This window comes from Pseudogemmobacter sp. TB195, from assembly GCF_058313095.1.
Map to the genome: position 1 here is coordinate 1 of NZ_JBZEGG010000022.1, position 25498 is coordinate 25498.

Here is a 25498-nt window from a genome sequence, read left to right on the forward strand (position 1 = left end):
TGCCCTCAGGTGTTCGAATGACACCCGCACTCCCCAATACCTGACGTGCTGGCCCCGTCGATCCTCGGCGGGGCCGCTATATGGGCGACGGTGATCGCCGCGATGCTGTTCGGGGAAATTGACCGGCGAGGGCTAGGGCTGAAAGGACCTCGCCGGTCCGCCCGCTTCTGCTCGGAAGTCAGGCGCTGCCAGAACGAGCAGCTTGGGATCTGGTTCCGGAAGAAAGTGACCGGTGCCTGACATTGGATGCAGCAACTAGCCCTGACACCGGTCTGCCAGATGCTCCCCACGAGCTAAATGGCGCCCTGATGCTAAACGGCCCTCAGCGTCACACGCAACCCAATTGGTGCAAGGCGCATCACCCCCGTAAGGCGAAAGGGTGACCGGCGGCGGCTCAGGTTGGGGGTTGAGGAATGCCGCCGGTCTATCGCGCCTCCGGCCCGGCTGCGCGGTGCCTAACACTACAACCTTTAGGCGATTCTCCAAATGAAAATGCCCCGCCGGGTAAAGGGCGGGGCAGTAGGGTCGGTTTCTGATGTTGACGCCAGCAGAACCGCCTCAATCTTCGCGCGAGTGATCAGCGAAATCAACCTCATTCCTTGCGCAGGAGGCGCTTGTGGCAAAATTGGAATACGACCCGAAGATCAGCCTCGGCAACATCGTCACCATCGCCGTTGTGCTGATCGGCGCCGTCACTGCATGGAATACAGTGGTCAGCAAGCAGACACAGCTGGCGGAGAAGGTTGCGGTGATGGAAACCTCGATCGCTGCGAAGACAGCCAGTCGCGACGCGCAGGCCGCCGGCTATGAGGCGAGGATCCGCGCCGTTGAGATTGCCCAAGCCGCGCAGTCGAGTGACCTGCGCGCTATTCAGGGGGGCATCAGTCGGATTGAGGCTCAGTTGGAGAAGTTCCAGCCGAGGCCGTGAGCGCCCGCCGACCTCACCACTGCGGCACCAGCGCTATTCTTTTGGTAATCGTTGCGACAGCACTCTCGCGAGTTCTTCGGCTAGGGCGACCAGGCGTGCGGGTGGTGGACCAAGATCGCGGGCGCCTAAGAGACTGAGGTTTTCCTCAATCTGTATCATCAATGCTCTGTCGCGCTTGTCATCCGAGTAGTTAGTCACGACTCTGATCCTTGGTTCCTTGTTGACCAAGGTACAGAACAAGCGGCTTTAAGGGAAGTTCCTTCAAAGAAGGTGTACCGCCACAATATAGTGTGTGATGGGCAGTCAAGCCACTCAGTGCTGTGGGCTTAAGGTCTCAGCGGCAATTTCAGCATCTAAATGTGACAGCAGCCAAGGCTCGACGTAGCGCCAGGTTGAAAATCCATCGACATCGGCAATCGCGCGGGTCAGTGCGCGCGCCACCAGATCATCCGCCTGATCAAGGGAGCCGCAGTGTTCTAAGGCCCGTAGCCTCATGGCCGGCAAAAACCTGATTACCATGTCGGTCGAGCTATAAGCCATGGATCCTACCACACGCGTGTTGATGAATTTGCAGCCCAAACGCTGATCTCGACATTGTGGTTCCAGCCCTCGGGGTGTCGCAACCGGAAGTAGAGCGTGTTTGCAATTTTCCGCCGATCACAACCCAGAGGTCCACCATCCGGAGGGGCCTTTTCACATCCATCTCGGAGAACGACATGGTCCAGTTCCTTGTGGGGAATGGCCGGTGACGCCTCTAGCGCCTGCATGGGCCTGTCGCGCGAGGTCACTGTCGGCCTGATCGCGGTCCTGTCCTATCTCGGCCCGCGTGGCGCCGGGGCTATGGTCGAGCGGTGGGCCAGCCGGAAGGGGTGACGCGAAGAGCCCATTGCTGCCACTCGGCGGGCCGCGTAGCATCTTGGTGACGTTTGATCTGGTGGATTGATGCCCAAAGAAAACTTCAGTTTTGAGAGCCCCGATATCATTCATCTGAACTCCCGATGGAAGATTCTAACAGCATCCGTTCAGCTCCACAATCAGCGCCTGCTGGAGGTGGTGATCGCTGAAGCCATCACCGGAGAAGACTTGGTAGATGTTGGACCAATAGAGGGCGTCCGCTCCCTCGAAATCCGACCGGAGAGCAGGCGATATGTCTTTAAATTCTTGGACTTCGTTTCATATGCCGTAACGGAAGAAATGTTCTGGCAGCCATCTGACGCGGATGTGGTAGTGGATACGCACAATGGAAGGGTTAGGCAGTTGAGCCAGTCGCCTTTCCTGAATTTTGTTAGGACCAGCACTTGGGCGGAAATATATTACGACAATGACCCCCTACTGCACTTCCAGATAATCACGCTCGATCATACGGTTGATGTGGTTACAATCCGGCCACCTGAGTTTAGTGGTTCGACGGCTGTCTGATCTGTTGCGAATACGCGCGACCGTCCGCTTTGTCCGCATAGCTGACGCTCGCCACACCTGAAGCGCAATCCTCTTCTCATCTTGCCCGGCCGCCGCGCCGGGCTTTTTCACATCCATCATGGAGATCGACATGATCCAGTTCCTGACCGGGCTTCTGGCCCGGATCGGTGCGCTTTTCCGTGCGCGCCCGAAATCCTCTGGCACCGGCCTTGCCGCGGTGCTGGCCGCAGCCGCAGTGTTCGTCGCGCCCTGGGAGGGCGAGCGGACCGAGGCCTATCTCGACCGCATCGCTGTCCCGGCTGTCTGGACTGTCTGCTACGGCGAGACCAAGGGCGTGAAGCAGGGCGATCGCTACACACCGCAGCAATGCCTCGACATGCTCAGCGCCTCGCTGGCCGGGTATCACGCGCAACTGGCCAAATGCGTCCCGGCTCTGCCGCAGCAGCCACAAGGCGTCCAGGTTGCGCTGATCAGCTGGGCCTACAATGTCGGCGCGGGCGCGGCCTGCAGCTCGACGCTGGCAAAGCGGGCCAATGCCGGCGACTGGCGGGCGGCCTGCAATGAACTCCCGAAATGGAACAAGGCTGGCGGCAAGGTGGTCAGGGGTCTGACCAACCGGCGCGCCGATGAGCAACGTCTCTGCCTCGATGCGCTGAAAGGATCCTGACATGCGCCCGATCTTCATTCTCTGGACCCGCAGCTTCTGGCTCGGGATCCTGCCCTCGCTGCTGATCGTGATGGATCTCGCCGTCAACATCGTGTCGGCCGTCGCCTCTGATCCCGGCCTTGTGCCGCCAGTGGCCTCGCTCATCGGCTGGCTGTTCGGCGGGGACCCCGTGGTGATCGAGGACTGGATGCTGCGGCTCGCCCCCTTGCTGGCGTTGGTGATCGCGCAGCAGCGGGCCGGATCGGCGCGGCCCTATACCACCAACCCGAGGGCACGCCCGTGATCCGCGCGATCCTCCGCTGGCTCTGGAAGCCCGTCGCCGTGCTGCTGGCCCTGCTGGCGGTCTGGCTGCGGGGCAGGGCGAGCGCAAAGCAACAGACCGCGCTGGAGGCCGCAGAGGCCTATGCGCGCGGCAGGCAACAGATGGATAAGGCCGATGCTGAAATTTCCGACGATCCTCATGTGCTGCGCTCTGCTCTCAGCGTGCGTCCGCCCGACACCAAATAGCGGGGCCATCTGCGACGGATCGCGGAAGGCGCGCGCCGATCATGCAGCGGCCCTGGCGGTATCGATCGATGACCGGGCGGTGGTGAGCGGGGCCCGGCTGATCGCGCTGGTCGATGCGGGGTGTCGGTGAGATGGCGCTGATCGGCGCCGTGCGGGGTGCGGTGGGGCTCAAACGTAGCAGGCAACCGCCGGAACATTTCCTAAGCCGGCAGGTTGAACATGCGCTGGACGCCGTAGCTCAGCATATCAATCACTCCATGGGAGGAAGTGTCATGGGCAACCCGAACAACCCGAATGATCCGAACAAAACCAACCCTGCGAATCCGCAGTCCACTGATCCGTCGCGTGATGACGAGCGTCAGCCCGGACGCCAGCAGGATCAGCAGAACCCGGGCCAGAAACAACCCGGCAACGACCAGCCGCGTCAGCCGCAACAGCGCTGATATGCCCTGATCCAACAGGTAGTCGGCGGCGGGGTCCTCTCGCCGCCGCTTTCGAGGTAGGATGTCATGAAGACAGTGAAGGCAAAGCCCGAGGTGTTCGGGCCGTCAGTTCCGTGGCCGCATGTTCAGGATGAAGAGGCGAGCGGACCATCATTCAACCCGGCGCGGCGGGATCGCGGGCGGCTCGATCATCAGGCCGATTGCCAGCAGCAGAGCGAGCAGGCAACCTGACGCTATGGATCTGGATCACGCCATCAAGATTGCAGTTGACGCCCACGCCGGTCAGCTGGACAGGGCGGGGAAGCCGTACATCCTGCATCCCCTCCGGGTCATGCTCGCGGCCACCACTCAGGATGAGAGGATCGTGGGCGTCTTGCATGATGTGGTGGAGGACAGCAGCTGGACGCTTGATGATCTGCGGCTCGAGGGTTTGACTGTTGTGCAGGTGTCAGCACTGGACGCGGTGACCAGACGCGAAGGCGAGGACTATACCGCCTTCATCGCGCGCGCGGCCATTGACCCGCTTGGGCGAGCGGTGAAGATACTGGATCTGATGGATAATTCCAGCCGGTCACGGATTGCCGAACCATCCACTAAAGATCAGGAACGCTTCGAGAAATACCAGCGCGCGCTGGAACGACTGACCCTCGATCCCGTGCCAGGGCAGAACAGGTCCGCGCGCCTTATGAGGGCGGTCAGCGAGGTGGAAGAGCCCAGTCTGCCCGAGGATGACGCCTGACATGACATGGCGCATAAAGAAGCCCGCCGGGTGTTGGGCGTTGCGTGAGTTTCCGAAGCTATAGAAATAGCTTCGGAGCCGTTGATAACTGCTTGTCCCGCAAGGCAGTCTTGAATTTTTGAACTAGCCGACGAGGTGTCAGGAGTTCTTTGCTTGTTCGACAGCAGCCATGCAGCCAGCTTCGTCGCCGGCCGCAAGGGCAGCACGGGCTTTCTCTACCGCTGCCATATGTGCCTCAGATCTTTCGGCAGTTTCACCCGAAGCGTCGTCGGCGTTGGCTGTTTCCGCAGCAGTGGGCTCGCCCTCTTGTTGAGCCTGCGCATCATCGCCTGAGGTTGCCAGGTCGTCCGGGGTCTCAAGGGGAGCCGTGGTGCCATCCTTGGCGATGCCTTCGGCCGATCCGGTGCTGCCGTCCGCTTCCGGGTGAGCCTCAGTCATCGATGAGTCGGTAGACTGAACGCCGGAGGATGCCTCGTTGTCGCCGGTTTCAAGTGGCGCGAGCGTTCCGTCCTTTGAAATGCCTTGGCCAGTCGTGCCAGCATCAGGGCTGTAGCCCAGTGCGGCCAACTCTGCTCTGCAATCCGCCTGTGCCGAAGCGGCCGTTAAAACAACTGCGGCGGCGCCGCACAGTATTCTGATGTGAGCTTTCATTGTGTGCCATCCTGTCTGTCGGCGGGATGCCGATGGCCCTCAATCGCTGGGTTGCTCAGATGTTCCGAGTCATCGGAGGGGACTGTTCTAATTCTCAACCGTTGAAGCACAGAGCCGCCCCGGGATGCCGTGGGCGGCTCTTTTCGTTTCTTGCGTCCCGCATCTTGCGGGCCTCGTGGATTTCGTCGCGGCGGATACCAAGGTCGGCGGCGGTAGCATGTTCAGAAAAGCCGTTGTGGTTGCCAACAGCTTTTCCACGCTCACCATTTGAGCGAACCTCCCCCCGGTCCTGCGCAGCGTCATATTCCTCCGCCAGCCTTAGACCTGACCCCGACATCGGGGTTCACTCCCCAGAATGGGGGAGCGATCGCTGTCCATGGTGGACGGGGCGAATGCCCTGGGATTTCAGGAGATCGCGGCGGACCTGCACAATCAGGAGCGTTCACAATGGACATGCCAAGCCGAACCCCGAAGGGTTGTGCTTGATTCTCGATTCGTCAATCACTGGGGCAGGGGATCTGCCTGGCGTGAAGTCATCCAAGTGGGGCGAGACTGTTACCCCAGATGTTACCCGGCGCAAAACGAGAAAGACCCGCCCGAAGGCAGGTCTTTTCTAAGTAGCTGTATCCACTAGGGATTTATGGCTCCGGCGGTAGGGATCGAACCTACGACCAATTGATTAACAGTCAACTGCTCTACCGCTGAGCTACGCCGGAACATGGGGCGACGTATAGCCAGAGGATTCTGGGGCGGCAAGAGGCAAAACCAGAAAAACACGCGAAAAAATTCTTTTGCGTCATCGGGCGGTTACCAGCGGTGAGGAGCCGGGCCAGGCGGTGGTTGTGACCTGCTCGCGGCTGGTCAGATCGGCGATATGGGCCAGAAGGTTGCGTCTTGCCGCGGGCCAGAGGGTCTTGGGCGTATCGGCGTAGACGACGGGCAGGAGGTCGTCCGGGCTCATCGGGTGCGAGGTGAGGGCGGCAAGGAGTTTCGCCTCGCGCTTCAGGCGGTGGTCGATCAGCGCGGCGATTCTTGCGGCGGGATCGTCAATCACCTCGCCGTGGCAGGGCAGGAGGCAGGTCCAGCTTTCAGCGCCGAGGCGCTGCAGTGACGTCATATAGGCGCCCATATCGCCATCGGGCAGCGAGACGAGGCTCGGGGCCCATGCCATGATGTGATCGCCGCAAAACAGCGCGCCGCGCCAGGCGAAGCTCAGATGCTCGGCGCTGTGGCCGGGGGTGTGGAGGGTGCGAAAGGTCTCGGATCCGATCTGAAACTCTGCGCCATCCGCGAGGCGGATATCCGGCGCGAAGCTGCGGTCGATTCCCTCGCCACCGCTCAGGCCGGCTGCCTCAAGCGCCTGCATCGCCGGAGAACGGCCCGATCCGGCAGGGCCAAAGCCGTAAACCGGGGCGCCGGTCGCGCGGGCGAGATCCGGCACAAGCGCCGAATGATCCAGATGCGGGTGCGTCACGAGGATGGCGGCGATTCTCTCCTGCGGGTCCAGGGCGGCGACAATCGCCTCCAGATGCGCGGGCAAGGCCGGGCCGGGGTCGATCACCGTGACCACACCGTGACCGACAAGCCAGGTCGTGGTGCCCGGCCCGGTCAGCGGTCCGGGATTATCCGCAAGCACCCGGCGCAGGGGCAGTCCGGCAAGCGCTGTCTCGCCGATTGTCTCGCCAGCTGCCGCGCCGACAGGCGCGGCCGGCACGGGTGGCTTTTCTTCTTCGGGCGACATCTCTAGCCTCTTCGCATGATCACATTGAAACATCTGCTTCCGCGCGGGATCTATGGCAGGGCCGCCCTGATCCTGGTGCTGCCCATCGTCATCATTCAGCTGGTGGTGTCCATGGCTTTCATCCAGCGCCATTATGAGGGGGTGACGCGCCAGATGACGGGTGGCGTGGCGATTGATCTCGCCTATCTCCTGCAGGACTTCGCCGCCGGAAGCAGCGCGGAAGAGGCGCGGGCGCGGGCCGATGCGGTCGGCGGACCGCTGCAGATCACGGTGACCTTCCCGCCAGGCCCGTTTGCGCCGATCGACGACTCGGTCGCGATCCTCGATTTTTCCGGCCAGGCAATTGTCGAGACCCTCCATGCCGAGATCCCCGAGATGCGCGCGGCCGATGTCTCGGGCGATGACCGGATCGTGCGCACCAGAATCGCAACGCCTTTCGGCGATATCCAGGCCGATATCGCGCGCCGGCGGATGTCTGCGACCAATCCGCATCAGCTTTTGGTGCTGATGGTCCTCACCTCGGTGCTGATGACGGTGATTTCGTTCTTTTTCCTGCGCCGGCAGCTGCGCCCGATCGCGAAACTGGCCGAGGCGGCAGAGGCCTTCGGGCGCGGCGAGCGCATCGCTTACCGGCCGCGCGGCGCGCTGGAAGTGCGGGCAGCTGGGCGCGCTTTCGTCGAGATGCGCGACCGGATCGAGCGCCAGATTGAACAGCGGATGCTGATGCTCTCGGGCGTCAGCCATGATCTCAGAACGCCGCTGACCCGGATGCGGCTGGCGCTGTCGCTGATGCCGGAAGATGAGGACAGCCGCGATCTCCAGGCCGATGTGATCCAGATGGAGCGCCTCGTGGATGAGTTCCTCGCCTTCGTGCGCGGCGACGCGACCGAAGGGGAGGAGGAGTGCGACCCCGCCGCCATCGCGGCCGAGGTGATCCAGGCCGCCCGGCGCGGCGGCGGCACTGTGGCGGATCTTGTTGTGACCGGAGTGTCCCGGCGGGCGAAGCTGCGGGTTCAGGGGGTGCATCGCGCGCTTGAGAACCTGCTGGGCAATGCGCTGCGCCATGGCAGCAAGGCGCAGGTCAGCCTGAGCTTTTCGCCTCATACCCTTGTCTTCACGGTGGAAGACAATGGCCCCGGCATTCCCGAGGCCGAGCGGGAAAAAGCGGTGCAGCCCTTCACCCGGCTCGGCAGCGCGCGTGACCCCAACCAGGGCGGCGGCGTCGGGCTTGGCCTTTCGATCACCGCGGATATTGCGGCGAGCCATGGCGGTGCGCTCTGGCTTGGGACAGGCAGGGATCTGGGCGGGCTCAGGGCCGAGATGCGGCTGCGCCGCTAGTCGCGAGCCGCGATGCGGCGGGGAAAGGTGGGAGCCCTCCCTTGCAGCCCCTCTGCCGCATGACTAAGATTCCGGAAACTTTACGGCAGTAACACAGATTTTGAACTGAAGAGGCAGGCCCCGATGCGCGATCCCGTTGAGCACTATATGAACACGCTGGTCCCCATGGTCGTCGAACAGACCAGCCGGGGCGAGCGCGCCTATGACATCTATTCGCGCATGCTGAAGGAGCGGATCATCTTCCTCTCCGGCCCGGTGCATGACGGCATGTCGTCGCTGATCTGTGCGCAGCTTCTGTTCCTTGAGGCGGAAAACCCGACCAAGGAAATCTCGATGTATATCAACAGCCCCGGCGGCGTGGTGACCTCGGGTCTCTCGATCTATGACACGATGCAATATATCCGCCCGAAGGTTTCGACGCTGGTGATCGGCCAGGCGGCCTCGATGGGCTCGCTGCTTTTGCAGGCCGGCGAAAAGGGCATGCGGTTCAGCCTGCCGAATTCCTCGGTGATGGTGCACCAGCCCTCGGGCGGCTACCAGGGCCAGGCGACCGACATCCTGATTCACGCCCGCAACACCGAACGGCTGAAGCGGCGCCTGAACGAGATCTATGTCAAACATACCGGCAATGATCTGAAAACGGTCGAAGACGCGCTGGAGCGCGACAATTTCATGACCGCCGAAGAGGCAAAAGCCTGGGGGCTGATCGACGAGATCGTGGCCGAGCGCGGCAAGGCCGACGATCTCGCCAAGTGAGAACCGGCCACGGAAGAATCATTTCTGGCACCGGCGCGGCAGGTTTATCGCCTGCCGTGACCGCAGAATGACAGCGATGTGAAGATTGGCCCGGGAGCGGGCCATCCTTGGGCGATTTGGCGTTGTGGAGGTTTCGGACCTGTCCTAGACTTCTGCACTGAAATGGCCGCGTTATCCGCGCGGCGACTGCAAAGGGTTACGCATGGCCACCAATTCGGGCGACAGCAAGAACACGCTTTATTGCTCGTTCTGCGGCAAAAGCCAGCATGAGGTCCGCAAGCTGATCGCCGGACCGACCGTGTTCATCTGTGATGAATGCGTCGAGCTTTGCATGGATATCATCCGCGAAGAGACCAAGACTTCGGGGCTGAAAACCGGCGAGGGCGTGCCGACACCGCGCGAGATCTGCAAGGTTCTCGACGATTACGTGGTCGGCCAGGCCCATGCCAAGCGGGTTCTCTCGGTCGCGGTTCACAATCATTACAAGCGCCTGAACCATTCGTCGAAAACGGATATCGAGCTGTCGAAATCGAATATCCTGCTGATCGGCCCGACCGGGACCGGGAAAACGCTGCTGGCGCAGACGCTGGCGCGCATTCTTGACGTGCCGTTTACGATGGCGGATGCGACGACGCTGACCGAAGCCGGCTATGTCGGCGAGGATGTCGAGAATATCATCCTGAAACTGCTGCAGGCTTCGGAATATAATGTCGAGCGTGCTCAGCGCGGCATCGTCTATATCGACGAGGTCGACAAGATCACCCGCAAGTCCGACAATCCCTCGATCACCCGCGACGTCTCGGGCGAGGGGGTGCAGCAGGCGCTTCTGAAGATCATGGAGGGCACGGTTGCCTCGGTGCCGCCGCAGGGCGGGCGCAAGCATCCGCAGCAGGAATTCCTCCAGGTCGACACCACCAATATCCTCTTCATCTGCGGCGGCGCTTTTGCCGGTCTCGACCGGATCATCGCGCAGCGCGGCAAAGGGTCGGGGATAGGATTCGGCGCCAAGGTCAAAGGCCCGGATGAGCGCGGTGTCGGCGAGCTTTTCAAAGAGCTGGAGCCGGAAGATCTGCTGAAATTCGGTCTGATCCCGGAATTCGTCGGTCGCTTGCCGGTTCTGGCAACGCTGGAAGACCTCGACGAGGCGGCGCTGGTCACCATTCTGACCGAGCCGAAAAATGCGCTGGTGAAACAGTATCAGCGACTTTTCGAGATCGAGAATGTGAAGCTGACCTTCACCACCGAGGCGCTGTCGGCGATTGCGCAGCGCGCGATCAAGCGCAAAACCGGTGCCCGTGGCCTGCGCTCGATCATGGAGGATATCCTGCTTGATACCATGTTCGAACTGCCGGGCATGGAAGGCGTGCAGGAAGTTGTGGTGAATGAGGAAGTGGTCGGCGGCAAGGCGGTGCCATTGCTGGTCCATACCGAAACGCCGAACAAGAAAAAGCAGGCCGCCAGCGCCTGAGGCACTGGTCGGTGAAAGTCAGGGGGCGTGCCGGGGACGGCGCGCCCTTTTTCTGTTGTTGCGGCTGTCGCAACTGCGGATGCCTCCGGCGGGGATATTTTCAGACAGATGAAAGGCGGAACGGCGCGGCAGAGCGGGGAGGCGGCGCGCTGGCTCTGGACCTTTGGTGATGGCTGGTTCATATGGGGGGACGAAGATATGCCCGGAGAAACAGGTATGAAAAAGTTCCTGCTCAGCCTTCTGACCTGGTGGAACAGCGAGACGCTGAACACGAGGTTCTTCACCTGGAGAAACGGGGTGAAGGTGGGCGAGGACGATCAGGGCAATGTCTTTTACCAGTCGAAAGACGGTAAGAAACGCTGGGTGATCTTTAATGGCGAGATGGAGGCAAGCCGGGTTTCGCCCGACTGGCATGGCTGGCTGCATCACACCTGGGAAAAGCCGCCGACCGAGGCGCCGCTGAAACATAAATCCTGGGAAAAGCCGCATAGCGAGAATCTCTCGGGCTCTGATCTGGCCTATGCGCCGCCCGGCTCGATCCGTCGCGGTGTGCCGGCAGAGCGCAAGGATTACGAGGCCTGGGCGCCCGAATGACGGGGTCGCGCGAGCCAGGTGTCAGGGTGAGGTCTCGCATATGAGCCATTCTGTTGCGGAAGTGCTGACCGGGGCCGCTGTGCTCGCCGTCGGGATCGGCTTTGCCGTATGGGCGGCGAATGGGGCAGGGCGTGGCTTTGGCGCCACCCAGACCTATCCGCTGACCGCGTCTTTTCGCGCCGTGGACGGGATCCAGGTTGGCTCGGATGTCCGCCTCGCGGGGCTGAAGGTCGGCACGATCACGAAGCTTGAGCTGAATCCGGTGACCTTTTTCGCCGATGCCACGATCTCGATGCGGCAGGGCATCGATCTGCCGACTGATTCCGCGATCCTGATCTCGCAGGACGGGCTTTTGGGTGGCAGTTATGTCGAGATCCAGCCGGGCGGTATGGCGGATGTGCTGGGCCCGGGCGATGAGATCGAGGATACCCAGGGCTCGGTTTCGCTGATTTCGCTCCTGCTGAAATTCGTGGGCAGCGGCTCCTCTGACAGCGGCGCGGCAGCGCCGGCGGATGGCGGCTGATGCGGCGGCGGGCTCTGGCTTTACTTTTGGTCTGCGCCGGTGGCCCTGCTTTCACGCAGGGATTTGCAGAAGGCGAAGGCGCCGAGATCCGCTGGCTTGATACGTTGACCGGGCGCACCGGTGATCTGGAGCTGTCGCGCGGCCAGGCGGCGACCAATGGGCGGCTGACGATCCAGCTGAACCAGTGCCGCTACCCCCAGGAAAACCCGGCCGCCGAGGCCGAAGCCCATCTGACCATTCTTGATTCCAGCCGCCAGGACCCGGTGTTTTCGGGCTGGATGCTGGCTTCGGCACCGGCTTTGTCCGCGATGGATCACCCGCGCTATGACGTCTGGGTGCTGCGCTGCATCGTGCCGGGCTATAAGCCGCCCGAAACAATCGAGACGCCGGAAGAGACCGAAGAGGGCGAGGGCGAGTAACCCGTCGGGAGAAAGCTGGCCGTATGGCCCAGGGCCTCGCGCAGGCGTTCGTGATAGGCGGCGCGCGGGATTTCGACGCCACCAAGGCTGGCCAGATGCGGCGTGATGAATTGCGTATCGAGCAGCAGATAGCCACCGGCCCGCAGCCGGTGCGTCAGGTAAGCGAGCGCAAGTTTTGACGCATCGGTCCGGCGCGAGAACATGCTTTCACCGAAAAACGCCGCGCCGAGGCTGACGCCGTAGACGCCGCCGACCAGGGCGTCACCTTCGCGCACCTCAAGGCTATGGGCGAAGCCCATCTCGTGAAGCGATTGATAAAGCGAGAGGATATGGGGGTTGATCCAGGTCTCTTCGCGGTCGGCACAGGCCAGAACCACATCGCGAAACGCCTCATTGACCGAGACACGCCAGGGCGCGCGGCGGATCGTTTTCGCGAGGCTGCGCGAGATATGGAACCCGTCCAGCGGCAGAATTCCGCGCCTGCGCGGATCGACCCAGTGGATCTCGGGATCGTCGCGCGATTCCGCCATGGGGAAAACTCCTGCCGCATAGGCGTGCAGCAGGAGCTCCGGCGTAATCTCAGACATCAGGCCGGTCTGTCATCGGGCCGGTCAGTCGCGCGGGGCGAGCTGGGCCGCGAGCCATTTCTCCAGCCAGTGGATATTGTAATCCCCGCTCTGAATATCCGGCTCATTCAGCAGCGCCTCGAACAAAGGCACCGTGGTCTCGATCCCGTCGACCACCAGCTCGCCAAGCGCGCGACGCAGACGGGCCAGGGCCTCGGGCCGGTCGCGGCCATGGACGATCAGCTTGCCGATCAGGCTGTCGTAATAGGGCGGGATCGAATAGCCGCCATAGAGCGCCGAATCCATCCGCACCCCAAGCCCGCCCGGCGCGTGAAAGGTCTTCACCCGGCCCGGAGAAGGGGTGAAGTTCGGCAGTTTCTCGGCATTGATGCGCACTTCGATCGCATGGCCGTTCACTTCCAGATCGGCCTGGACGAAGGACATCGGCAGGCCTGCCGCGACGCGGATCTGTTCGCGCACGAGATCGACGCCATAGATGAATTCGGTCACCGGATGTTCGACCTGAAGGCGGGTGTTCATCTCGATGAAATAGAACTTGCCGTCCTCATAGAGGAATTCGACAGTGCCGGCGCCGATATAATTGATCTTCGCGACCGCATCGGCACAGACTCTACCGATCTCGGCGCGCAGTTTCGGCGTGATCACCGGGCCGGGCGCTTCCTCGAACACCTTCTGGTGGCGGCGCTGCAGTGAACAGTCGCGCTCGCCCAGATGGACCGCATTGCCTTTGCCATCCCCGAAGACCTGGATCTCGATATGGCGCGGTTTTTGCAGGTATTTCTCGATATAGACTTCGTCATTGCCGAAGGCGGCTTTTGACTCGGACCTGGCGGTCCGGAAGGCAATCTCAAGATCGGCCTCAGTCAGCGCGGTTTTCATGCCGCGCCCGCCGCCGCCGGCGGTGGCCTTGATGATCACGGGATAGCCGATTTCTTTGGCCACGCGCTGCGCGGTCTCGTAATCCGGCACGCCGCCATCCGAGCCGGGAACCACCGGGATCCCCAGTTCTTTCGCGGTCTCTTTCGCGGTGATCTTGTCGCCCATGATGCGGATATGCTGGGCGGTCGGGCCGATAAAGGTGATGCCGTGATCTTCCAGCGCCTGGGCGAAATCGGCATTCTCCGACAGGAAGCCATAGCCCGGATGCACGGCCTGGGCGCCGGAAATCTCGCAGGCCGAGATCACCGCCGCCTTGTTCAGATACGACCCCGAAGAGGCCGCCGGCCCGATACAGACGGATTCGTCCGCAAGCCGCACATGCATCGCATCGGTGTCGGCAGTCGAATGAACCGCGACCGATTTGATGCCCATTTCCCGGCAGGCCCGGATCACGCGTAGCGCGATCTCGCCCCGGTTGGCGATCAGGAGTTTTTCAAACATCCGATGGCCTCACTCGATGATCATCAGGGGCGCGCCAAATTCGACCGGCGCCGCGTCGTCGACGACGATGCGCTTTACCGTGCCGGATTTCGGCGCCGGGATATGGTTCATCGTCTTCATCGCTTCGATGATCAGAAGCGTCTGGCCTTCCTTGACCTGAGCGCCCACGGTGACGAAGGGCGCAGCACCAGGTTCTGCCGAGAGATAGACCGTGCCGACCATGGGCGAGGTGACCGCGCCCGGATGCTGGGTCGGATCTTCCGAGGCAACCGGGGCTGCGGTCAGTGCGGCTGCAGGGGCGACCCCGGGGGCAGCGGCATAGACCGGCGCCGGCGCGGCAACAGCCGTGGTCACGATATTGGCCTGTTTGACGACCCGGACATCAAGGCTGTCATCTTCGCCATATTCGCGTTTGACGGCGATCTCCGTCAGCTCGTTCTTGTTCAGAAGCTCGGCGAGTGCCGAGATGAATGCGACGTCTGCGTCGGAAGAATGTTTGCTCATGCCGTCCTCTGATGGCGTTTCATCGCCTGTTGACTTTGTTGCACCTGATTGAACGGGGCGGATATGGGCGCGACTGTCAGCGCTCACAAGGCCCCGTTTCTGCTGATCTCCGCTTATAGGGCAGCCATTCACCAGAGAAAAGCGCCGATCCATCACCCCGGGCCCGAGGCGCTGATTGGCGCTTTTTTCAGCTGCGCGCCTGCGGCCCGCAGCCTGGGCAGGGTTTTAAATTTTTCCATTTGGTAAAATTTGCGACCTGTGAGACGCTGAACCCGGAAGATGAAGCCCAGGAAGAGCCGAAACCAGCCACCATCCCCCAACAGAGAGGTCTTGTGCGATGAGCAACAGCCCGCTGACCCCCGGTATCGCATCGGGACGTTTGCCAGCCGAGGAATATGACCGCAATTTTCTCGATCACCTGCCGGCGCTCGACGTGCATGAGGCGAGGGTGGCCGCAGACCGGTGCTATTTCTGCCATGACGCGCCCTGTATGACGGCCTGTCCGACTTCGATTGATATCCCGCTTTTCATCCGCCAGATCGCAACCGGCACACCGGATGCTGCGGCAAAGACCATCTGGTCGCAAAACATCCTTGGCGGCATCTGTGCCCGCGTCTGCCCGACCGAGACCTTGTGCGAAGGGGTCTGTGTGCGCGAGGTGGCCGAAGGCAAACCGGTCGAAATCGGCCGTTTGCAGCGGTTTGCCACGGATTTTGCGATGCCGAAGGGGCATCCGTTCCAGCGCGCGACGCCCACGGGGCGGCGCGTGGCTGTGGTGGGGGCAGGGCCGGCAGGGCTCGCCTGTGCGCATCGGCTGGCGATGCTGGGCCATGATATCGTGGTGTTTGAGCGCCGCCCCCGGCCGGGCGGCCTGAATGAATATGGCATCGCGAGTTACAAATCGACCGGCGGTTTCGCGCAGGCCGAGGTGGACTGGCTGTTGCAGATCGGCGGGATCGAATTGCGCAACGGGGTGGAGCTTGGCCGTGACATCACGCTGGCCGAGCTGCGCCAGAGCTATGATGCAGTGTTCCTCGGGATCGGTCTGCAGGGCGTCAATCTCCTTTCCGCCGGCGGCGAGGATCTGGAAGGCGTCAGCAATGCGGTCGATTTCATCGCAGATCTGCGCCAGGCAAATGATCTCTCGACGCTGCCGGTCGGGCGGGATGTGGTGGTGATTGGCGGTGGCATGACGGCGGTGGATGCGGCGGTGCAGTCGCGGCTTCTGGGGGCGGAAAACGTCACCATTGTCTATCGCCGCAGCCAGGAGAAAATGTCGGCATCCGAACATGAACAGGATCACGCCACCAGCAAAGGCGTACGAATCATCCATAATGCGGCGCCGCTGCGGGTGATCGGCAAGACCCGGGCCGAGGCGGTGGAATTCGCCTATACCGAAGACGGGCCCGACGGGTTGCGGCTTTTGCCCGAGACCTTCACGCTGAAAGCCGATCAGGTGCTGCGCGCCATCGGCCAGCGCCTCACCGGTCTGCCCGATGGGGTGACAGTCAAGGGCGGCAAGATCGACACTGCGCCGGCGCAGGTCTGGGCCGGGGGCGATTGCGCCGCCGGAGGCGAGGATCTGACCGTGACAGCCGTGGCCGAAGGCCGTGACGCCGCGCTCTCGATCCATCGCCAGCTCTCGGGGCTGTGATCATGGCTGCACAGCAAAGTGGCATCGCGATGCGGTCAGGGCCTCTTACGCGAAGTTTTCGTAACGGCGACAGCGCGCCGGAGCTTTGGTCTTGTTCCCAGGGTTTTTCTCGTCCAAAGGTCTCGCAACCAGCGAGGCACCATGACCGATCTGATCGACCAGATAATCGACTTTATCGAGCGCCATCATGCGTTTGCCCCCTGGATCATGCTGGTCTTCGCGGCCGCCGAAACCACCGCATTTCTGTCGATCCTGATCCCTTCGACGGCGATCATGGTCGGCGTGGGTGCCTTTGCGGCCAATGGAATCCTGAACTTCACGACGCTGTGGATCGGGGCCTCGATCGGGGCAATGGCCGGCTCGTTCTTCTCCTATTGGCTGGGCTGGCGCTACGGCGCGTCTATTCTGCAGATGCGGCCAATGCGCGACCATCCGGAATGGAAGGCGAAGGCGAACACGGCGTTTCTCAGCTGGGGGCCGGTGACGATCTTCGCGGGTCACTTCGCCACCCTGCTGCGTCCGGTGGTCTTTCTGATGGCGGGGATGAGCGGCATGACGCTGCCGCGCTTTGCCTTCTGGAACATCCTCGGCTGTATCACCTGGGCCGGGGTCGTGCTGAAGTTCGGCGAGGTCGGCGGCTGGCTCATCAGCTGGGCCTGGGGCTGGCTCTTCGGCTGAACGCCCTTTCCTGCACCACATCTCACGGCGCGGCGGATCTGCATCCGGCCGCGCCTTTTTCTTGCGCAAAACCTGTTCCCAGACACCAGAGGCGGCCCAGAGCCGTTCATCTCCAGGGAGGCTCAAATGGCTGATCTTTCGACGAATTTCCTCGGTATCCGCTCGCCCAACCCGTTCTGGCTGGCCTCGGCGCCGCCGACCGACAAGGAATATAATGTCGAGCGCGCATTCGAGGCGGGCTGGGGCGGTGTGGTGTGGAAGACGCTCGGGGCCGATGGCCCGCCGGTGGTCAATGTCAATGGCCCGCGCTATGGCGCAGTCTGGGGCGCCGACCGGCGTCTGCTGGGGCTCAACAATATCGAGCTGATCACCGACCGGCCTTTGCAGGTCAATCTGGATGAAATCAAATCAGTGCGCCGCCGCTGGCGGGATCGCGCCCTGATCATCTCGCTGATGGTGCCCTGCGATGAGGAAAGCTGGAAAGACATCCTGAAGAAGATTGAGGATACCGAAGCGGATGGGGTCGAGCTGAATTTCGGCTGTCCGCATGGCATGGCGGAACGCGGCATGGGCTCTGCCGTCGGCCAGGTGCCGGACTATATCGAGATGGTGACCCGCTGGGTGAAACAGCATTCGCGCATGCCCTGTATCGTGAAACTCACGCCCAACATCACCGATATCCGGCTGCCGGCCGAGGCCGCCAAACGCGGCGGTGCCGATGCGGTCAGCCTGATCAATACGGTGAATTCGATCACCTCGGTCAATCTCGACACGTTCTCGCCCGAGCCGATGATCGACGGCAAGGGCTCGCATGGCGGCTATTGCGGCCCGGCGGTGAAGCCCATCGCGCTGAATATGGTGGCCGAGATCGCGCGGTCGCGGGAAACTGCGGGCCTGCCAATTTCGGGGATCGGTGGCGTGACCACCTGGCGCGATGCGGCAGAGTTCATCGCCCTTGGCTGTGGCACGGTGCAGGCCTGTACGGTGGCGATGACCTATGGGTTCAAAGTGGTGCAGGAGCTGATTTCGGGCCTCAGCGAATATCTCGATGAGAAGGGAATGACGCTGGATGAGCTGCGCGGCCGCGCGGTGCCTAATGTCACCGACTGGCAATATCTGAACCTGAATTACGTCGCCAAGGCGCATATCAACCAGGATGATTGCATCAAATGCGGCCGCTGCTATGCGGCCTGCGAGGATACCAGCCATCAGGCGATTGCGATGGGCCCGGGGCGTGTCTTCACCGTAAAAGACGATGAATGCGTCGCCTGCAATCTTTGCGTCAATGTTTGCCCGGTCGAGAATTGCATCACGATGGAGCCGATGGCGAAGGGTTCCGTCGATCCGCGCACCGGGCTTGTGATCGGCGATTACGCGAACTGGACGACGCATCCGAACAACCCGTCCTCGCGCCCGGCGGCAGAATAGGCGGAACGGGCAGTGGTGCCGTCCGCAGATGTCGGTTCGGTGCCACTCTCCGGTCAGGAAAGCCTGTTCCGGCGGGCCTGGCGTGCAGCCAGTGTTTCGCAGCAAAAGATCACGCGCGACCCTGCGTGCGGCAGAGGCACATGACGCAGCGCGTGGGCCGTTTGGGGCCCCTGGGCCATCGGAGCGCGCCGGGGAGGTCGCGGTTTGCCTGTGTCGCTCAGGGCACCCGGTTTGCCAGCGGGTTCACCCCGACCGCGCGGAGCGTCATCATATAGGCTCGCTGCGCGGCCTCGACCTTGTCGCGCGCGGCTTCGGAGAGCAGGCTCTGATCGGTCAAAGGCGGTCTTGAACTGTTGGCCCCCGAGGCCTGAGCCACCGGACGCGCGATCTCGCTTGCGGCGGCGGCCGAAGCACGGCTGCCGCTTTGTGATGCCGGAGCAGATCCGGCAGAAGTCCCGGCCTGGGCATTCGCAACCGGTTCTACGGTCGCCATGACAGGCCGGACGGCGGAAATGAATCCCATAACCGTCACCCCACGATAGAAAGCCCCACCCGAAAAGCCTGACACAGATCAGCGCATCTCCCTAGAAGGTAATGTCTTGCTTTTTATCGGTCTTTCAGAGGACGGGCATGCCTGGCTGTGGCGATAACAGCCGCAGATAGAGGGTTTCCAGAAAGCTCGCGGCCTCGGACCAGGGATCGTGCCCCGCGCCCAGCACCGCGCGCGTCTGGCTTTCGAAATCGGCGTAATGCTGGGTCAGCGCCCAGACCGAGATGATCAGATGCACCGGGTCCGAACGCCGGATCCGGCCCTGATCCATCCAGCGCGCCAGCAGCCGCGCTTTTTCCTGCACCAGATCGTGCAATTCCCCCTGAATCACCTCGGAAATACGGGGCGCGCCTTGCAGGATCTCATTGGCGAAGAGCCTGCTTTCGCGGGGAAAATCGCGTGACAGATCCAGCTTGCGGCGCATATAGCCCAGCATCTCGGCAAGCGGGTCACCGTCGTCGCGCATTGCCCGCAGCGGCTCCAGCCAGGAGGTCATCAGCCCGGTCAGCAGGTCGCGGTGGATCTCTTCCTTTGATCCGAAATAATACAGCAGATTGGGTTTCGAGAGCCCGGCCTCAAGCGCGATCTGGTCCAGCGTCGTGCCACGGAACCCCTGCGCCGAAAACACCTCCAGCGCCGCCGCGAGGATGGTCTCGCGGTTCTTTTGCTGGATACGGCTGCGGCGCGGGGCGCGGACGGTCTGGTTCTCCATAAGGTTTTTAAATCAGGCGCGGGGCATTCGGTCAAACCTCTGTCGCGCATCCGGGGAAAATTCTTGACCATGTGGTCAGGCTGTGCTGGCTTCTGGCTGACACCACAGCAGGACGGGAACATGATGGCCAACACCAGCAGAATCGGGGCCAGAACAGGCGCCAGAACGGGCGCCGGTGAAAACCTCCGTATCAATTCCGAACGGCTGTGGGAAAGCCTGATGGAGATGGCCAGGATCGGGCCGGGCGTCGCTGGGGGCAATAATCGCCAGGCGCTGACCGATACGGATAATGAGGGCCGCCATCTGTTCCGCGCCTGGGCAGAGGCCGCCGGCATGATCATGGGCGTCGATCAGATGGGGAATATGTTCTTTACCCGCCCCGGCGAGGAGGCGGAGGCCGAGCCGGTCTTCATGGGCAGCCATCTCGATACCCAGCCAACGGGCGGCAAATATGACGGGGTTCTGGGAGTACTGGGCGCGCTTGAGGCCGTTCGCACGATGAATGATCTCGGGATCCGCACGAAACATCCGATCACGGTGGTGAACTGGTCGAATGAGGAAGGCGCCAGGTTTGCGCCCGCTATGGTGGCCTCGGGCGTTTTCGCAGGTGTCATCGACCAGGATCATGCCTGGTCACGCCAGGACCCTGACGGCAAGCGTTTTGGCGATGAGCTGCGGCGGATCGGCTGGCTTGGGGAGGAGCAGACCGGCGCGCGGAAAATCCACGCCTATTATGAGCTGCATATCGAGCAGGGGCCGATCCTCGAGGCGGAAAACGTTGATATCGGCGTGGTGACGCATGGCCAGGGGCTGTGGTGGCTTGAATTCACCCTGACCGGGCGCGATGCGCATACCGGCTCGACCCCGATGGCGATGCGCAAGAATGCAGGCCTCGCTATGGCGCGGATATTTGAGCTGGTGCAGGAAGTCGCGATGGCGAACCAGCCTGATGCGGTGGGCGGCGTCGGTCAGGTGCGGTTCGCACCGAATTCAAGGAATGTGCTGCCGGGCGTGGTGGTGTTCACCGTCGATATCCGCACCGTGGATCTGGCAAAGCTGAACCGGATGCGGGCGGCAATCGAGGACGGTGCCGCAAAGATCTGCGCGGGCCTTGACGTTGGCTGCGCGGTCGAGGCGGTCGGCCATTTCGACCCGGTGACCTTTACCCCGGATCTGGTCGGATCGGTGCGCCGGGCGGCTGACAAGCTGGGCTACAGTCATCGCGACATCGTCTCGGGTGCGGGCCACGATGCCTGCTGGATTGCGCGCGTGGCGCCGACCACGATGATCTTCTGCCCCTGTGAGGGCGGGTTGTCGCATAATGAGGCCGAGGCGATCAGCCCGGAATGGGCGGCGGCGGGAACGGATGTGCTTCTCCATGCCGTGCTGGAAACGGCGCAGGTCGTGGCGTGAAGAGAAAAGGCTGAGACATGAATTCTTCTCCGGTGATCCTTGCGGCGCTGCTGGCTGTTATGGGCACGGCCGCGGCGGCGGAAGGCTGGCAGCTGCAATATCTGGCGGATGGTGGCGGCTCGCGCCCGGTCGTGGTCGAGCGCTCCGAGGCCGAATTTTCTGAGGCCTATCTGCGGGATTCGGTCGGGAACGGGCTCTATCTGTCCTGCTGGACCGATGAGGGTGGCAATCGCACCATCCGCTATTCTGCCGCAGGCGAGGCGGCCTTTGGCAGCGCGATCACCGCGCGCCTTGGTCTTGCCGATGGCGACAGCATCGACCTGAACGAGATGCCCTATGCCGGCGGCAGCTATTTCACCGCGCTTGGCCCGGACTCGGTGGAGCGGCTGCAAAACAGCGCCGGCGTCATCCTGACTGTCATGGGGGAAGAGGTCGGAACCGAATTCGATTTCGCCGCCGGGGGGCTGCGCGAGGCGCTGGCCGATCCGGTTTGTGCGGGACAATAACAGGGAGAAGATCATGAGCACGGTCATCAAAGGCGGCACCATTGTTACGGCGGATCTGAGCTATGTCTCGGATGTGCTGATCGAGGCGGGGCAGATCATTGCCATCGGGCATGGGCTGAAAGGCGACAAGGTTCTTGACGCCACCGGCTGTTATGTGATGCCGGGGGGGATCGATCCGCATACCCATCTCGAGATGCCGTTCATGGGCACCTATACGGCGGATGATTTCGACTCCGGCACCCGTGCGGCGCTGGCGGGCGGCACCACGATGGTGGTCGATTTCGCGCTGCCAGCACCTGGCCAGGGGCTGATGGATGCGCTGAAGCTCTGGGACAATAAGGGCGCGCGGGCGCATTGCGACTATTCATTCCATATGGCGGTGACCTGGTGGAGTGAACAGGTCTTTGATGAGATGAAAGTGGTCGCGGATCGCGGCATCAACTCGTTCAAGCATTTCATGGCCTATAAGGGCGCGCTGATGGTCAATGACGACGAGATGTTCGCGTCCTTCTCGCGCTGCGCCGATCTGGGCGCGATCCCGTTCGTACATGCTGAAAACGGCGATCTCGTCGCGGAACTGCAGACGAAACTGATGGCCGCAGGCACCACCGGGCCGGAGGGCCATGCCTATTCGCGGCCCCCCGCGGTCGAGGGCGAGGCCACCAATCGCGCCATCACCATTGCCGATATGGCGGGTGTGCCGGTCTATATCGTGCATGTCTCCTGCGAAGAGGCACATGAGGCGATCCGCCGCGCGCGCCAGGCCGGGCAACGTGTCTGGGGCGAGCCACTGGTCCAGCATCTGACGCTGGATGAGGGCGAGTATTTCAACCAGGACTGGGACCATGCCGCGCGCCGCGTGATGTCGCCGCCATTCAGGAACAAACGGCACCAGGACAGTCTTTGGGCGGGGCTTTCCTCGGGATCACTGTCCTGCGTCGCGACCGATCACTGCGCGTTTACCACTGCGCAGAAGCGCACCGGGCTGGGCGATTTTACAAAGATCCCCAATGGCACCGGCGGGCTCGAAGACCGGCTTTCGATGCTCTGGACCCATGGGGTGCGCACCGGGCGGATCACGATGAATGAATTTGTCGCGCTGACCTCCACGAATATCGCCAAGATCCTGAACTGCTACCCGAAGAAGGGCGCAGTGCTGGTCGGGGCCGATGCCGATCTGGTGGTCTGGGATCCGGAAAAGACGAAAACGATTGCGGCGGCGAACCAGCAATCCGCCATTGATTACAACGTCTTCGAGGGGCAGGAGGTTACCGGCTTGCCGCGCTACGTGCTGTCGCGCGGGCATGTGGCGGTGACGGATGGTCAGCTGACATCGGCCGAGGGGCATGGCAAATTCGTCGCCCGCGATCCGCGCGGGTCGGTCAGCCGTGCCTATACGCAGTGGAAAGACCTCACCGCGCCGCGCCCGGTGCAGCGGGGCAGCATCCCGGTCACGGGTGTGTAAGCCTCGGTTGTAAAGTTTTCACCGAACTGTAAATTCTCCGGGCGAGCCTGTCGCGCACCGCCCAGCTGACTTTGCCCGGAGAGACCATGTCACGCGCCCCTTTGATCGGCACCCGGTTGCGGGAACGGCGTATTACAGCGGGGATGCGGCAGGGGGATCTCAGCCGTGCGGCGGGGATCTCGCCTTCTTACCTCAACCTTATCGAACACAATCGCCGCAATGTGACGCCCGAGGTGCTGGAGCGGCTCGCGCGCGCGCTTGATCTTGCGCCGGAGGAGTTTTCCGAACGGGATCCCGGCGCGCTGGTGGCAGAGTTGCGCGCGGCGGCGGCGAGTTTTCCGGGGTCGGGCGCCGAGGCGGATCGGGCAGGCGAACTTGCCGGGCGCTATCCCGGCTGGGCGCAGCTGATTGCCGATCTCCAGACCCATATCGCGGGGCTGAGGCAGGGGATGGCGGCCCTGAATGACCGGCTGGGCCATGATCCGCACCTTTCGGCGGCGCTGCATGAACTGTTATCGGCGCTGTCGGCGGTCCGGGCGACGGCGGGGATCCTGGTCGAGACCGAGGATCTCAGCCCAGACTGGCAGCGCCGGTTTCACCTGAACCTGCATCAGGACAGCGAACGTCTGGTGGATGGCGCCGAGGCGCTGGTCTCCTGGCTCGACCATTCCGGGGAAGAGGCGGAGAGCGTCGTTGTCGCGCCCCAGGATGAGCTGGAAGCCTGGCTGGCGCGGATCGGCTGGACGCTGCCGGATGAGGCGGCACCCGATCAGATCCAGGGGCGGGAGGCGCGGGCATTGGCGCGGGCCTGGTCAGCCCAGGCGCAAAAGGACATCGCGATGATCCCCGAGGCAGGGCTGCGTACGGCGCTGGCGGCGGGCGGCGATCCGGCGCTGATTGCCGCCAGATTCGGTGTGCCGGTTCATGCTGCGATGCGGCGCATGGCCTTTCGGCCCGGTTCTGATGCCGGGCTGGTGGTCTGTGATGCGTCGGGAACGCTTTTGTTTCGCAAACCTGTGCCAGGGTTTTCGCCGCCGCGCTATGGGGCGGCCTGTCCGCTCTGGCCGCTGTTTGCGGCGCTGGCGCGGCCCGGCCAGCCGGTCCGGGCGGTGGTCGAGATGCCGCAGCCCGGCGGCGGGCGGTTTCTTTGTCTTGCCTGGTGCGAGGCGCGGCTGCCCTGGGGCTTTGCCGGACCGGAGCTGCGCGAGGCGGCCATGCTGATCCTGCCGGATCCGGCGCCACCGGCCGACCAGGCGCCGATTGCGGCGGGCACCACCTGCCGCATTTGCCCGCGCGAGGCCTGTCCCGCGCGCCGCGAACCCTCGATCCTTGGGACAGCACCGGCGGCGGCGGCAAAGCCGCAGCGCGGCGCGGCGCGCCCCGGTTGAACCCTTGTGCCGCAATGCAGCGCGAGATCGCCTTTTGACAGGGGCAGGAAAATCATAAGATACTGGCATTCCGGGCCAGGTGTCCGGAACCGGGAAGGCCGGGAGCGCCGCGCTTCAGGCGGCTGGCCGGGAGGAAGAAAGGCGGGGGACGGGCATGGAAAACAGCCGCAAGGTGCTGCTGGTCGAAGATGAACCCAATATCGCCGAGGCGATCCAGTTCATCCTGTCGCGCGCCGGCTGGGAGGTGATCCACCATGCCGAGGGTAGCGACGCGGCGCAGATCGCGCGGAGGGTGCAGCCGGGCCTTGTGATCCTTGACCATATGCTGCCCGGGCTTTCCGGGATCGAGGTGCTGACGGCCCTGCGCGCCGATCCGGTGACTGCCGATGTGCCGGTGCTGATGCTGACCGCCAAGGGCCTGCCACGCGACCGCGAGGCCGCCGAACGGGCCGGGGCGACGCGTTTCATGACCAAACCCTTTTCCAATGCCGAGATCGTGGCCGAGGTGCGCAGCCTGACCGGGGCTGGCGACATAGCCGGCCGGGCCGGAGCGGAGTCCGGCAATGTCACCCCATAAGGTCGCCGCAGGGTTTGCGCATCTGTTGCGCCCCGGGCCCGGTTCTGGTTCTGCCGAAACCGGGTGCCTTTTCCAGGCGGGGCTGCGCGCTGCTTGCTGCCGCGGCGCGCAGCGACCAGGGCCGCAGCAAAGGGCCCGTCCGGTCGAGATGGCAGGTCACACGTGAGGCGGCCGCTTTTTCTGGGCCGCATCCCCTATCGCCGCCGCCGGCTGCGGGACGCTGCGCGGCTTTTGCCGGTGGCGGGGGCTTTTCTGATGATCCTGCCGATCCTATGGACGCCTGCGGGTGGTGATGGCAACCGGCTCCTGTCCTCTGATGTCATCTGGTTCTTTGTGACCTGGGCCTTGCTGATCCTTGCCGCCGCGCTGTTGGCACCGGGCCTCGCGAGCCCCGACGCGCCACGCCCGGATGCCGCGCGTCCCGGCGTCCTGACGGGCGACGAGGAAGAAGGCTGATCCCCTT

31 protein-coding genes and 1 tRNA gene are annotated in these 25498 nt (G+C 63.0%); 23 read left to right on the plus strand and 9 right to left on the minus strand.

The genetic code is table 11. The features are described from left to right. Positions 1 to 616 precede the first annotated feature (616 nt). On the plus strand, positions 617 to 928 hold the full coding sequence (locus tag AC4FS3_RS20170; RefSeq protein WP_491022031.1) for a hypothetical protein: 312 nt from the start codon (positions 617 to 619) through the stop codon (positions 926 to 928). A gap of 312 nt (positions 929 to 1240) precedes the next feature. Here AC4FS3_RS20170 and AC4FS3_RS20175 read toward each other — a convergent pair whose 3' ends face one another. Beyond that, positions 1241 to 1468: a hypothetical protein gene (locus AC4FS3_RS20175; RefSeq protein ID WP_491022032.1), complete on the minus strand. Its 228-nt coding sequence runs from the start codon at positions 1466 to 1468 to the stop codon at positions 1241 to 1243. A gap of 198 nt (positions 1469 to 1666) precedes the next feature. Between AC4FS3_RS20175 and AC4FS3_RS20180 the strand changes: the two genes are divergently transcribed. The 7 genes from AC4FS3_RS20180 (at position 1667) to AC4FS3_RS20210 (ending at position 4703) form a co-directional block, all read left to right on the plus strand. Beyond that, positions 1667 to 1801: a hypothetical protein gene (locus tag AC4FS3_RS20180; RefSeq protein ID WP_491022033.1), complete on the plus strand. Its 135-nt coding sequence runs from the start codon at positions 1667 to 1669 to the stop codon at positions 1799 to 1801. A gap of 69 nt (positions 1802 to 1870) precedes the next feature. Beyond that, a complete protein-coding gene (locus AC4FS3_RS20185) occupies positions 1871 to 2347 on the plus strand; it encodes a hypothetical protein (RefSeq protein WP_491022034.1) in 477 nt (158 codons plus the stop codon). A gap of 130 nt (positions 2348 to 2477) precedes the next feature. Beyond that, a complete protein-coding gene (locus tag AC4FS3_RS20190; RefSeq protein WP_491022035.1) occupies positions 2478 to 3014 on the plus strand; it encodes a lysozyme in 537 nt (178 codons plus the stop codon). Between the two features lies 1 nt (position 3015). Further along, on the plus strand, positions 3016 to 3297 hold the full coding sequence (locus tag AC4FS3_RS20195; protein ID WP_491022036.1) for a hypothetical protein: 282 nt from the start codon (positions 3016 to 3018) through the stop codon (positions 3295 to 3297). Next, a complete protein-coding gene (locus tag AC4FS3_RS20200; RefSeq protein WP_491022037.1) occupies positions 3294 to 3521 on the plus strand; it encodes a hypothetical protein in 228 nt (75 codons plus the stop codon). Before AC4FS3_RS20195 ends, AC4FS3_RS20200 begins: the two co-directional genes overlap by 4 nt. Before the next feature lie 131 nt (positions 3522 to 3652). Then, entirely contained in the window at positions 3653 to 3964 is a 312-nt protein-coding gene (locus AC4FS3_RS20205; protein ID WP_491022038.1) for a hypothetical protein, read from the plus strand. A gap of 235 nt (positions 3965 to 4199) precedes the next feature. Continuing rightward, the gene (locus AC4FS3_RS20210) at positions 4200 to 4703 is read left to right on the plus strand and encodes a hypothetical protein (RefSeq protein ID WP_491022039.1); all 504 of its coding nucleotides are present in this window, start codon (positions 4200 to 4202) and stop codon (positions 4701 to 4703) included. 138 nt (positions 4704 to 4841) lie between these two features. Here the strand turns inward: AC4FS3_RS20210 and AC4FS3_RS20215 are convergent, their stop codons facing one another. From AC4FS3_RS20215 to AC4FS3_RS20225, 3 genes are all read right to left on the minus strand, one after another. Next, entirely contained in the window at positions 4842 to 5354 is a 513-nt protein-coding gene (locus tag AC4FS3_RS20215) for a hypothetical protein (protein ID WP_491022040.1), read from the minus strand. Positions 5355 to 5995: 641 nt separating this feature from the next. Next, positions 5996 to 6070 (minus strand) — tRNA-Asn (locus AC4FS3_RS20220). An 80-nt stretch (positions 6071 to 6150) separates the two neighbouring features. Then, a complete protein-coding gene (locus tag AC4FS3_RS20225) occupies positions 6151 to 7095 on the minus strand; it encodes an MBL fold metallo-hydrolase (RefSeq protein ID WP_491022041.1) in 945 nt (314 codons plus the stop codon). A gap of 15 nt (positions 7096 to 7110) precedes the next feature. Here AC4FS3_RS20225 and AC4FS3_RS20230 point away from each other — a divergent pair, with 15 nt between their 5' ends. The 6 genes from AC4FS3_RS20230 to AC4FS3_RS20255 all read left to right on the plus strand — a co-directional run bounded on the left by AC4FS3_RS20230 (position 7111) and on the right by AC4FS3_RS20255 (position 12193). Further along, positions 7111 to 8433, plus strand: a complete 1323-nt coding sequence (locus tag AC4FS3_RS20230) for an ATP-binding protein (RefSeq protein WP_491022042.1) — start codon at positions 7111 to 7113, stop codon at positions 8431 to 8433. Positions 8434 to 8556: 123 nt separating this feature from the next. Further along, entirely contained in the window at positions 8557 to 9189 is a 633-nt protein-coding gene (locus AC4FS3_RS20235; protein WP_092897993.1) for an ATP-dependent Clp protease proteolytic subunit, read from the plus strand. Between the two features lie 202 nt (positions 9190 to 9391). Then, complete coding sequence (gene clpX / locus AC4FS3_RS20240) at positions 9392 to 10657, plus strand: ATP-dependent Clp protease ATP-binding subunit ClpX (RefSeq protein ID WP_283178112.1); 1266 nt, start codon at positions 9392 to 9394, stop codon at positions 10655 to 10657. A 216-nt stretch (positions 10658 to 10873) separates the two neighbouring features. Then, a complete protein-coding gene (locus tag AC4FS3_RS20245) occupies positions 10874 to 11251 on the plus strand; it encodes an NADH:ubiquinone oxidoreductase subunit NDUFA12 (protein WP_198837247.1) in 378 nt (125 codons plus the stop codon). Between the two features lie 40 nt (positions 11252 to 11291). Further along, complete coding sequence (mlaD, locus tag AC4FS3_RS20250; protein ID WP_491022043.1) at positions 11292 to 11774, plus strand: outer membrane lipid asymmetry maintenance protein MlaD; 483 nt, start codon at positions 11292 to 11294, stop codon at positions 11772 to 11774. Next, positions 11774 to 12193, plus strand: coding sequence for a DUF2155 domain-containing protein (locus tag AC4FS3_RS20255; RefSeq protein ID WP_491022044.1), 420 nt, complete (start codon positions 11774 to 11776; stop codon positions 12191 to 12193). The genes mlaD and AC4FS3_RS20255 overlap by 1 nt, the downstream gene beginning before the upstream one ends. Here the strand turns inward: AC4FS3_RS20255 and aat are convergent. From aat to accB, 3 genes are read right to left on the minus strand one after another with little or no spacing between them, the layout of a single operon-like run. Further along, positions 12133 to 12780 (minus strand): leucyl/phenylalanyl-tRNA--protein transferase, encoded by a 648-nt coding sequence (gene aat / locus AC4FS3_RS20260; protein ID WP_491022045.1) that lies wholly within the window; start codon positions 12778 to 12780, stop codon positions 12133 to 12135. The two genes, AC4FS3_RS20255 and aat, sit on opposite strands and share 61 nt — an antisense overlap. Before the next feature lie 24 nt (positions 12781 to 12804). Further along, positions 12805 to 14160 carry an acetyl-CoA carboxylase biotin carboxylase subunit gene (gene accC, locus AC4FS3_RS20265; protein ID WP_491022046.1) on the minus strand — a complete coding sequence of 452 codons (1356 nt, stop codon included), beginning with the start codon at positions 14158 to 14160 and terminating at the stop codon, positions 12805 to 12807. A 9-nt stretch (positions 14161 to 14169) separates the two neighbouring features. Next, positions 14170 to 14664 carry an acetyl-CoA carboxylase biotin carboxyl carrier protein gene (gene accB, locus AC4FS3_RS20270; protein WP_491022047.1) on the minus strand — a complete coding sequence of 165 codons (495 nt, stop codon included), beginning with the start codon at positions 14662 to 14664 and terminating at the stop codon, positions 14170 to 14172. Positions 14665 to 15001: 337 nt separating this feature from the next. On the opposite strand from accB, the gene AC4FS3_RS20275 reads away from it, so the two are divergent. From AC4FS3_RS20275 to preA, 3 genes are all read left to right on the plus strand, one after another. Beyond that, entirely contained in the window at positions 15002 to 16318 is a 1317-nt protein-coding gene (locus AC4FS3_RS20275; protein WP_491022048.1) for an NAD(P)-dependent oxidoreductase, read from the plus strand. Between the two features lie 141 nt (positions 16319 to 16459). Next, positions 16460 to 16996, plus strand: a complete 537-nt coding sequence (locus AC4FS3_RS20280; protein WP_491022049.1) for a DedA family protein — start codon at positions 16460 to 16462, stop codon at positions 16994 to 16996. Positions 16997 to 17122: 126 nt separating this feature from the next. Beyond that, entirely contained in the window at positions 17123 to 18424 is a 1302-nt protein-coding gene (preA, locus tag AC4FS3_RS20285) for an NAD-dependent dihydropyrimidine dehydrogenase subunit PreA (RefSeq protein WP_491022050.1), read from the plus strand. A gap of 217 nt (positions 18425 to 18641) precedes the next feature. Here preA and AC4FS3_RS20290 read toward each other — a convergent pair whose 3' ends face one another. Both AC4FS3_RS20290 and AC4FS3_RS20295 read right to left on the minus strand, forming a co-directional pair. Then, a complete protein-coding gene (locus AC4FS3_RS20290; RefSeq protein ID WP_491022051.1) occupies positions 18642 to 18947 on the minus strand; it encodes a hypothetical protein in 306 nt (101 codons plus the stop codon). Between the two features lie 94 nt (positions 18948 to 19041). Then, complete coding sequence (locus tag AC4FS3_RS20295; protein ID WP_491022052.1) at positions 19042 to 19686, minus strand: TetR family transcriptional regulator C-terminal domain-containing protein; 645 nt, start codon at positions 19684 to 19686, stop codon at positions 19042 to 19044. A 123-nt stretch (positions 19687 to 19809) separates the two neighbouring features. Here AC4FS3_RS20295 and AC4FS3_RS20300 point away from each other — a divergent pair, with 123 nt between their 5' ends. The 6 genes from AC4FS3_RS20300 to AC4FS3_RS20325 all read left to right on the plus strand — a co-directional run bounded on the left by AC4FS3_RS20300 (position 19810) and on the right by AC4FS3_RS20325 (position 25491). Then, entirely contained in the window at positions 19810 to 21099 is a 1290-nt protein-coding gene (locus tag AC4FS3_RS20300; protein WP_491022053.1) for a Zn-dependent hydrolase, read from the plus strand. Positions 21100 to 21116: 17 nt separating this feature from the next. Beyond that, on the plus strand, positions 21117 to 21605 hold the full coding sequence (locus tag AC4FS3_RS20305; RefSeq protein ID WP_491022054.1) for a hypothetical protein: 489 nt from the start codon (positions 21117 to 21119) through the stop codon (positions 21603 to 21605). Positions 21606 to 21618: 13 nt separating this feature from the next. Next, on the plus strand, positions 21619 to 23070 hold the full coding sequence (hydA, locus tag AC4FS3_RS20310) for a dihydropyrimidinase (protein WP_491022055.1): 1452 nt from the start codon (positions 21619 to 21621) through the stop codon (positions 23068 to 23070). An 86-nt stretch (positions 23071 to 23156) separates the two neighbouring features. Next, positions 23157 to 24458 (plus strand): short-chain fatty acyl-CoA regulator family protein, encoded by a 1302-nt coding sequence (locus tag AC4FS3_RS20315; RefSeq protein ID WP_491022056.1) that lies wholly within the window; start codon positions 23157 to 23159, stop codon positions 24456 to 24458. A gap of 154 nt (positions 24459 to 24612) precedes the next feature. Further along, a complete protein-coding gene (locus AC4FS3_RS20320) occupies positions 24613 to 25035 on the plus strand; it encodes a response regulator transcription factor (RefSeq protein WP_491022057.1) in 423 nt (140 codons plus the stop codon). A 162-nt stretch (positions 25036 to 25197) separates the two neighbouring features. After that, positions 25198 to 25491 (plus strand): hypothetical protein, encoded by a 294-nt coding sequence (locus tag AC4FS3_RS20325; protein WP_491022058.1) that lies wholly within the window; start codon positions 25198 to 25200, stop codon positions 25489 to 25491. Positions 25492 to 25498 lie beyond the last annotated feature (7 nt).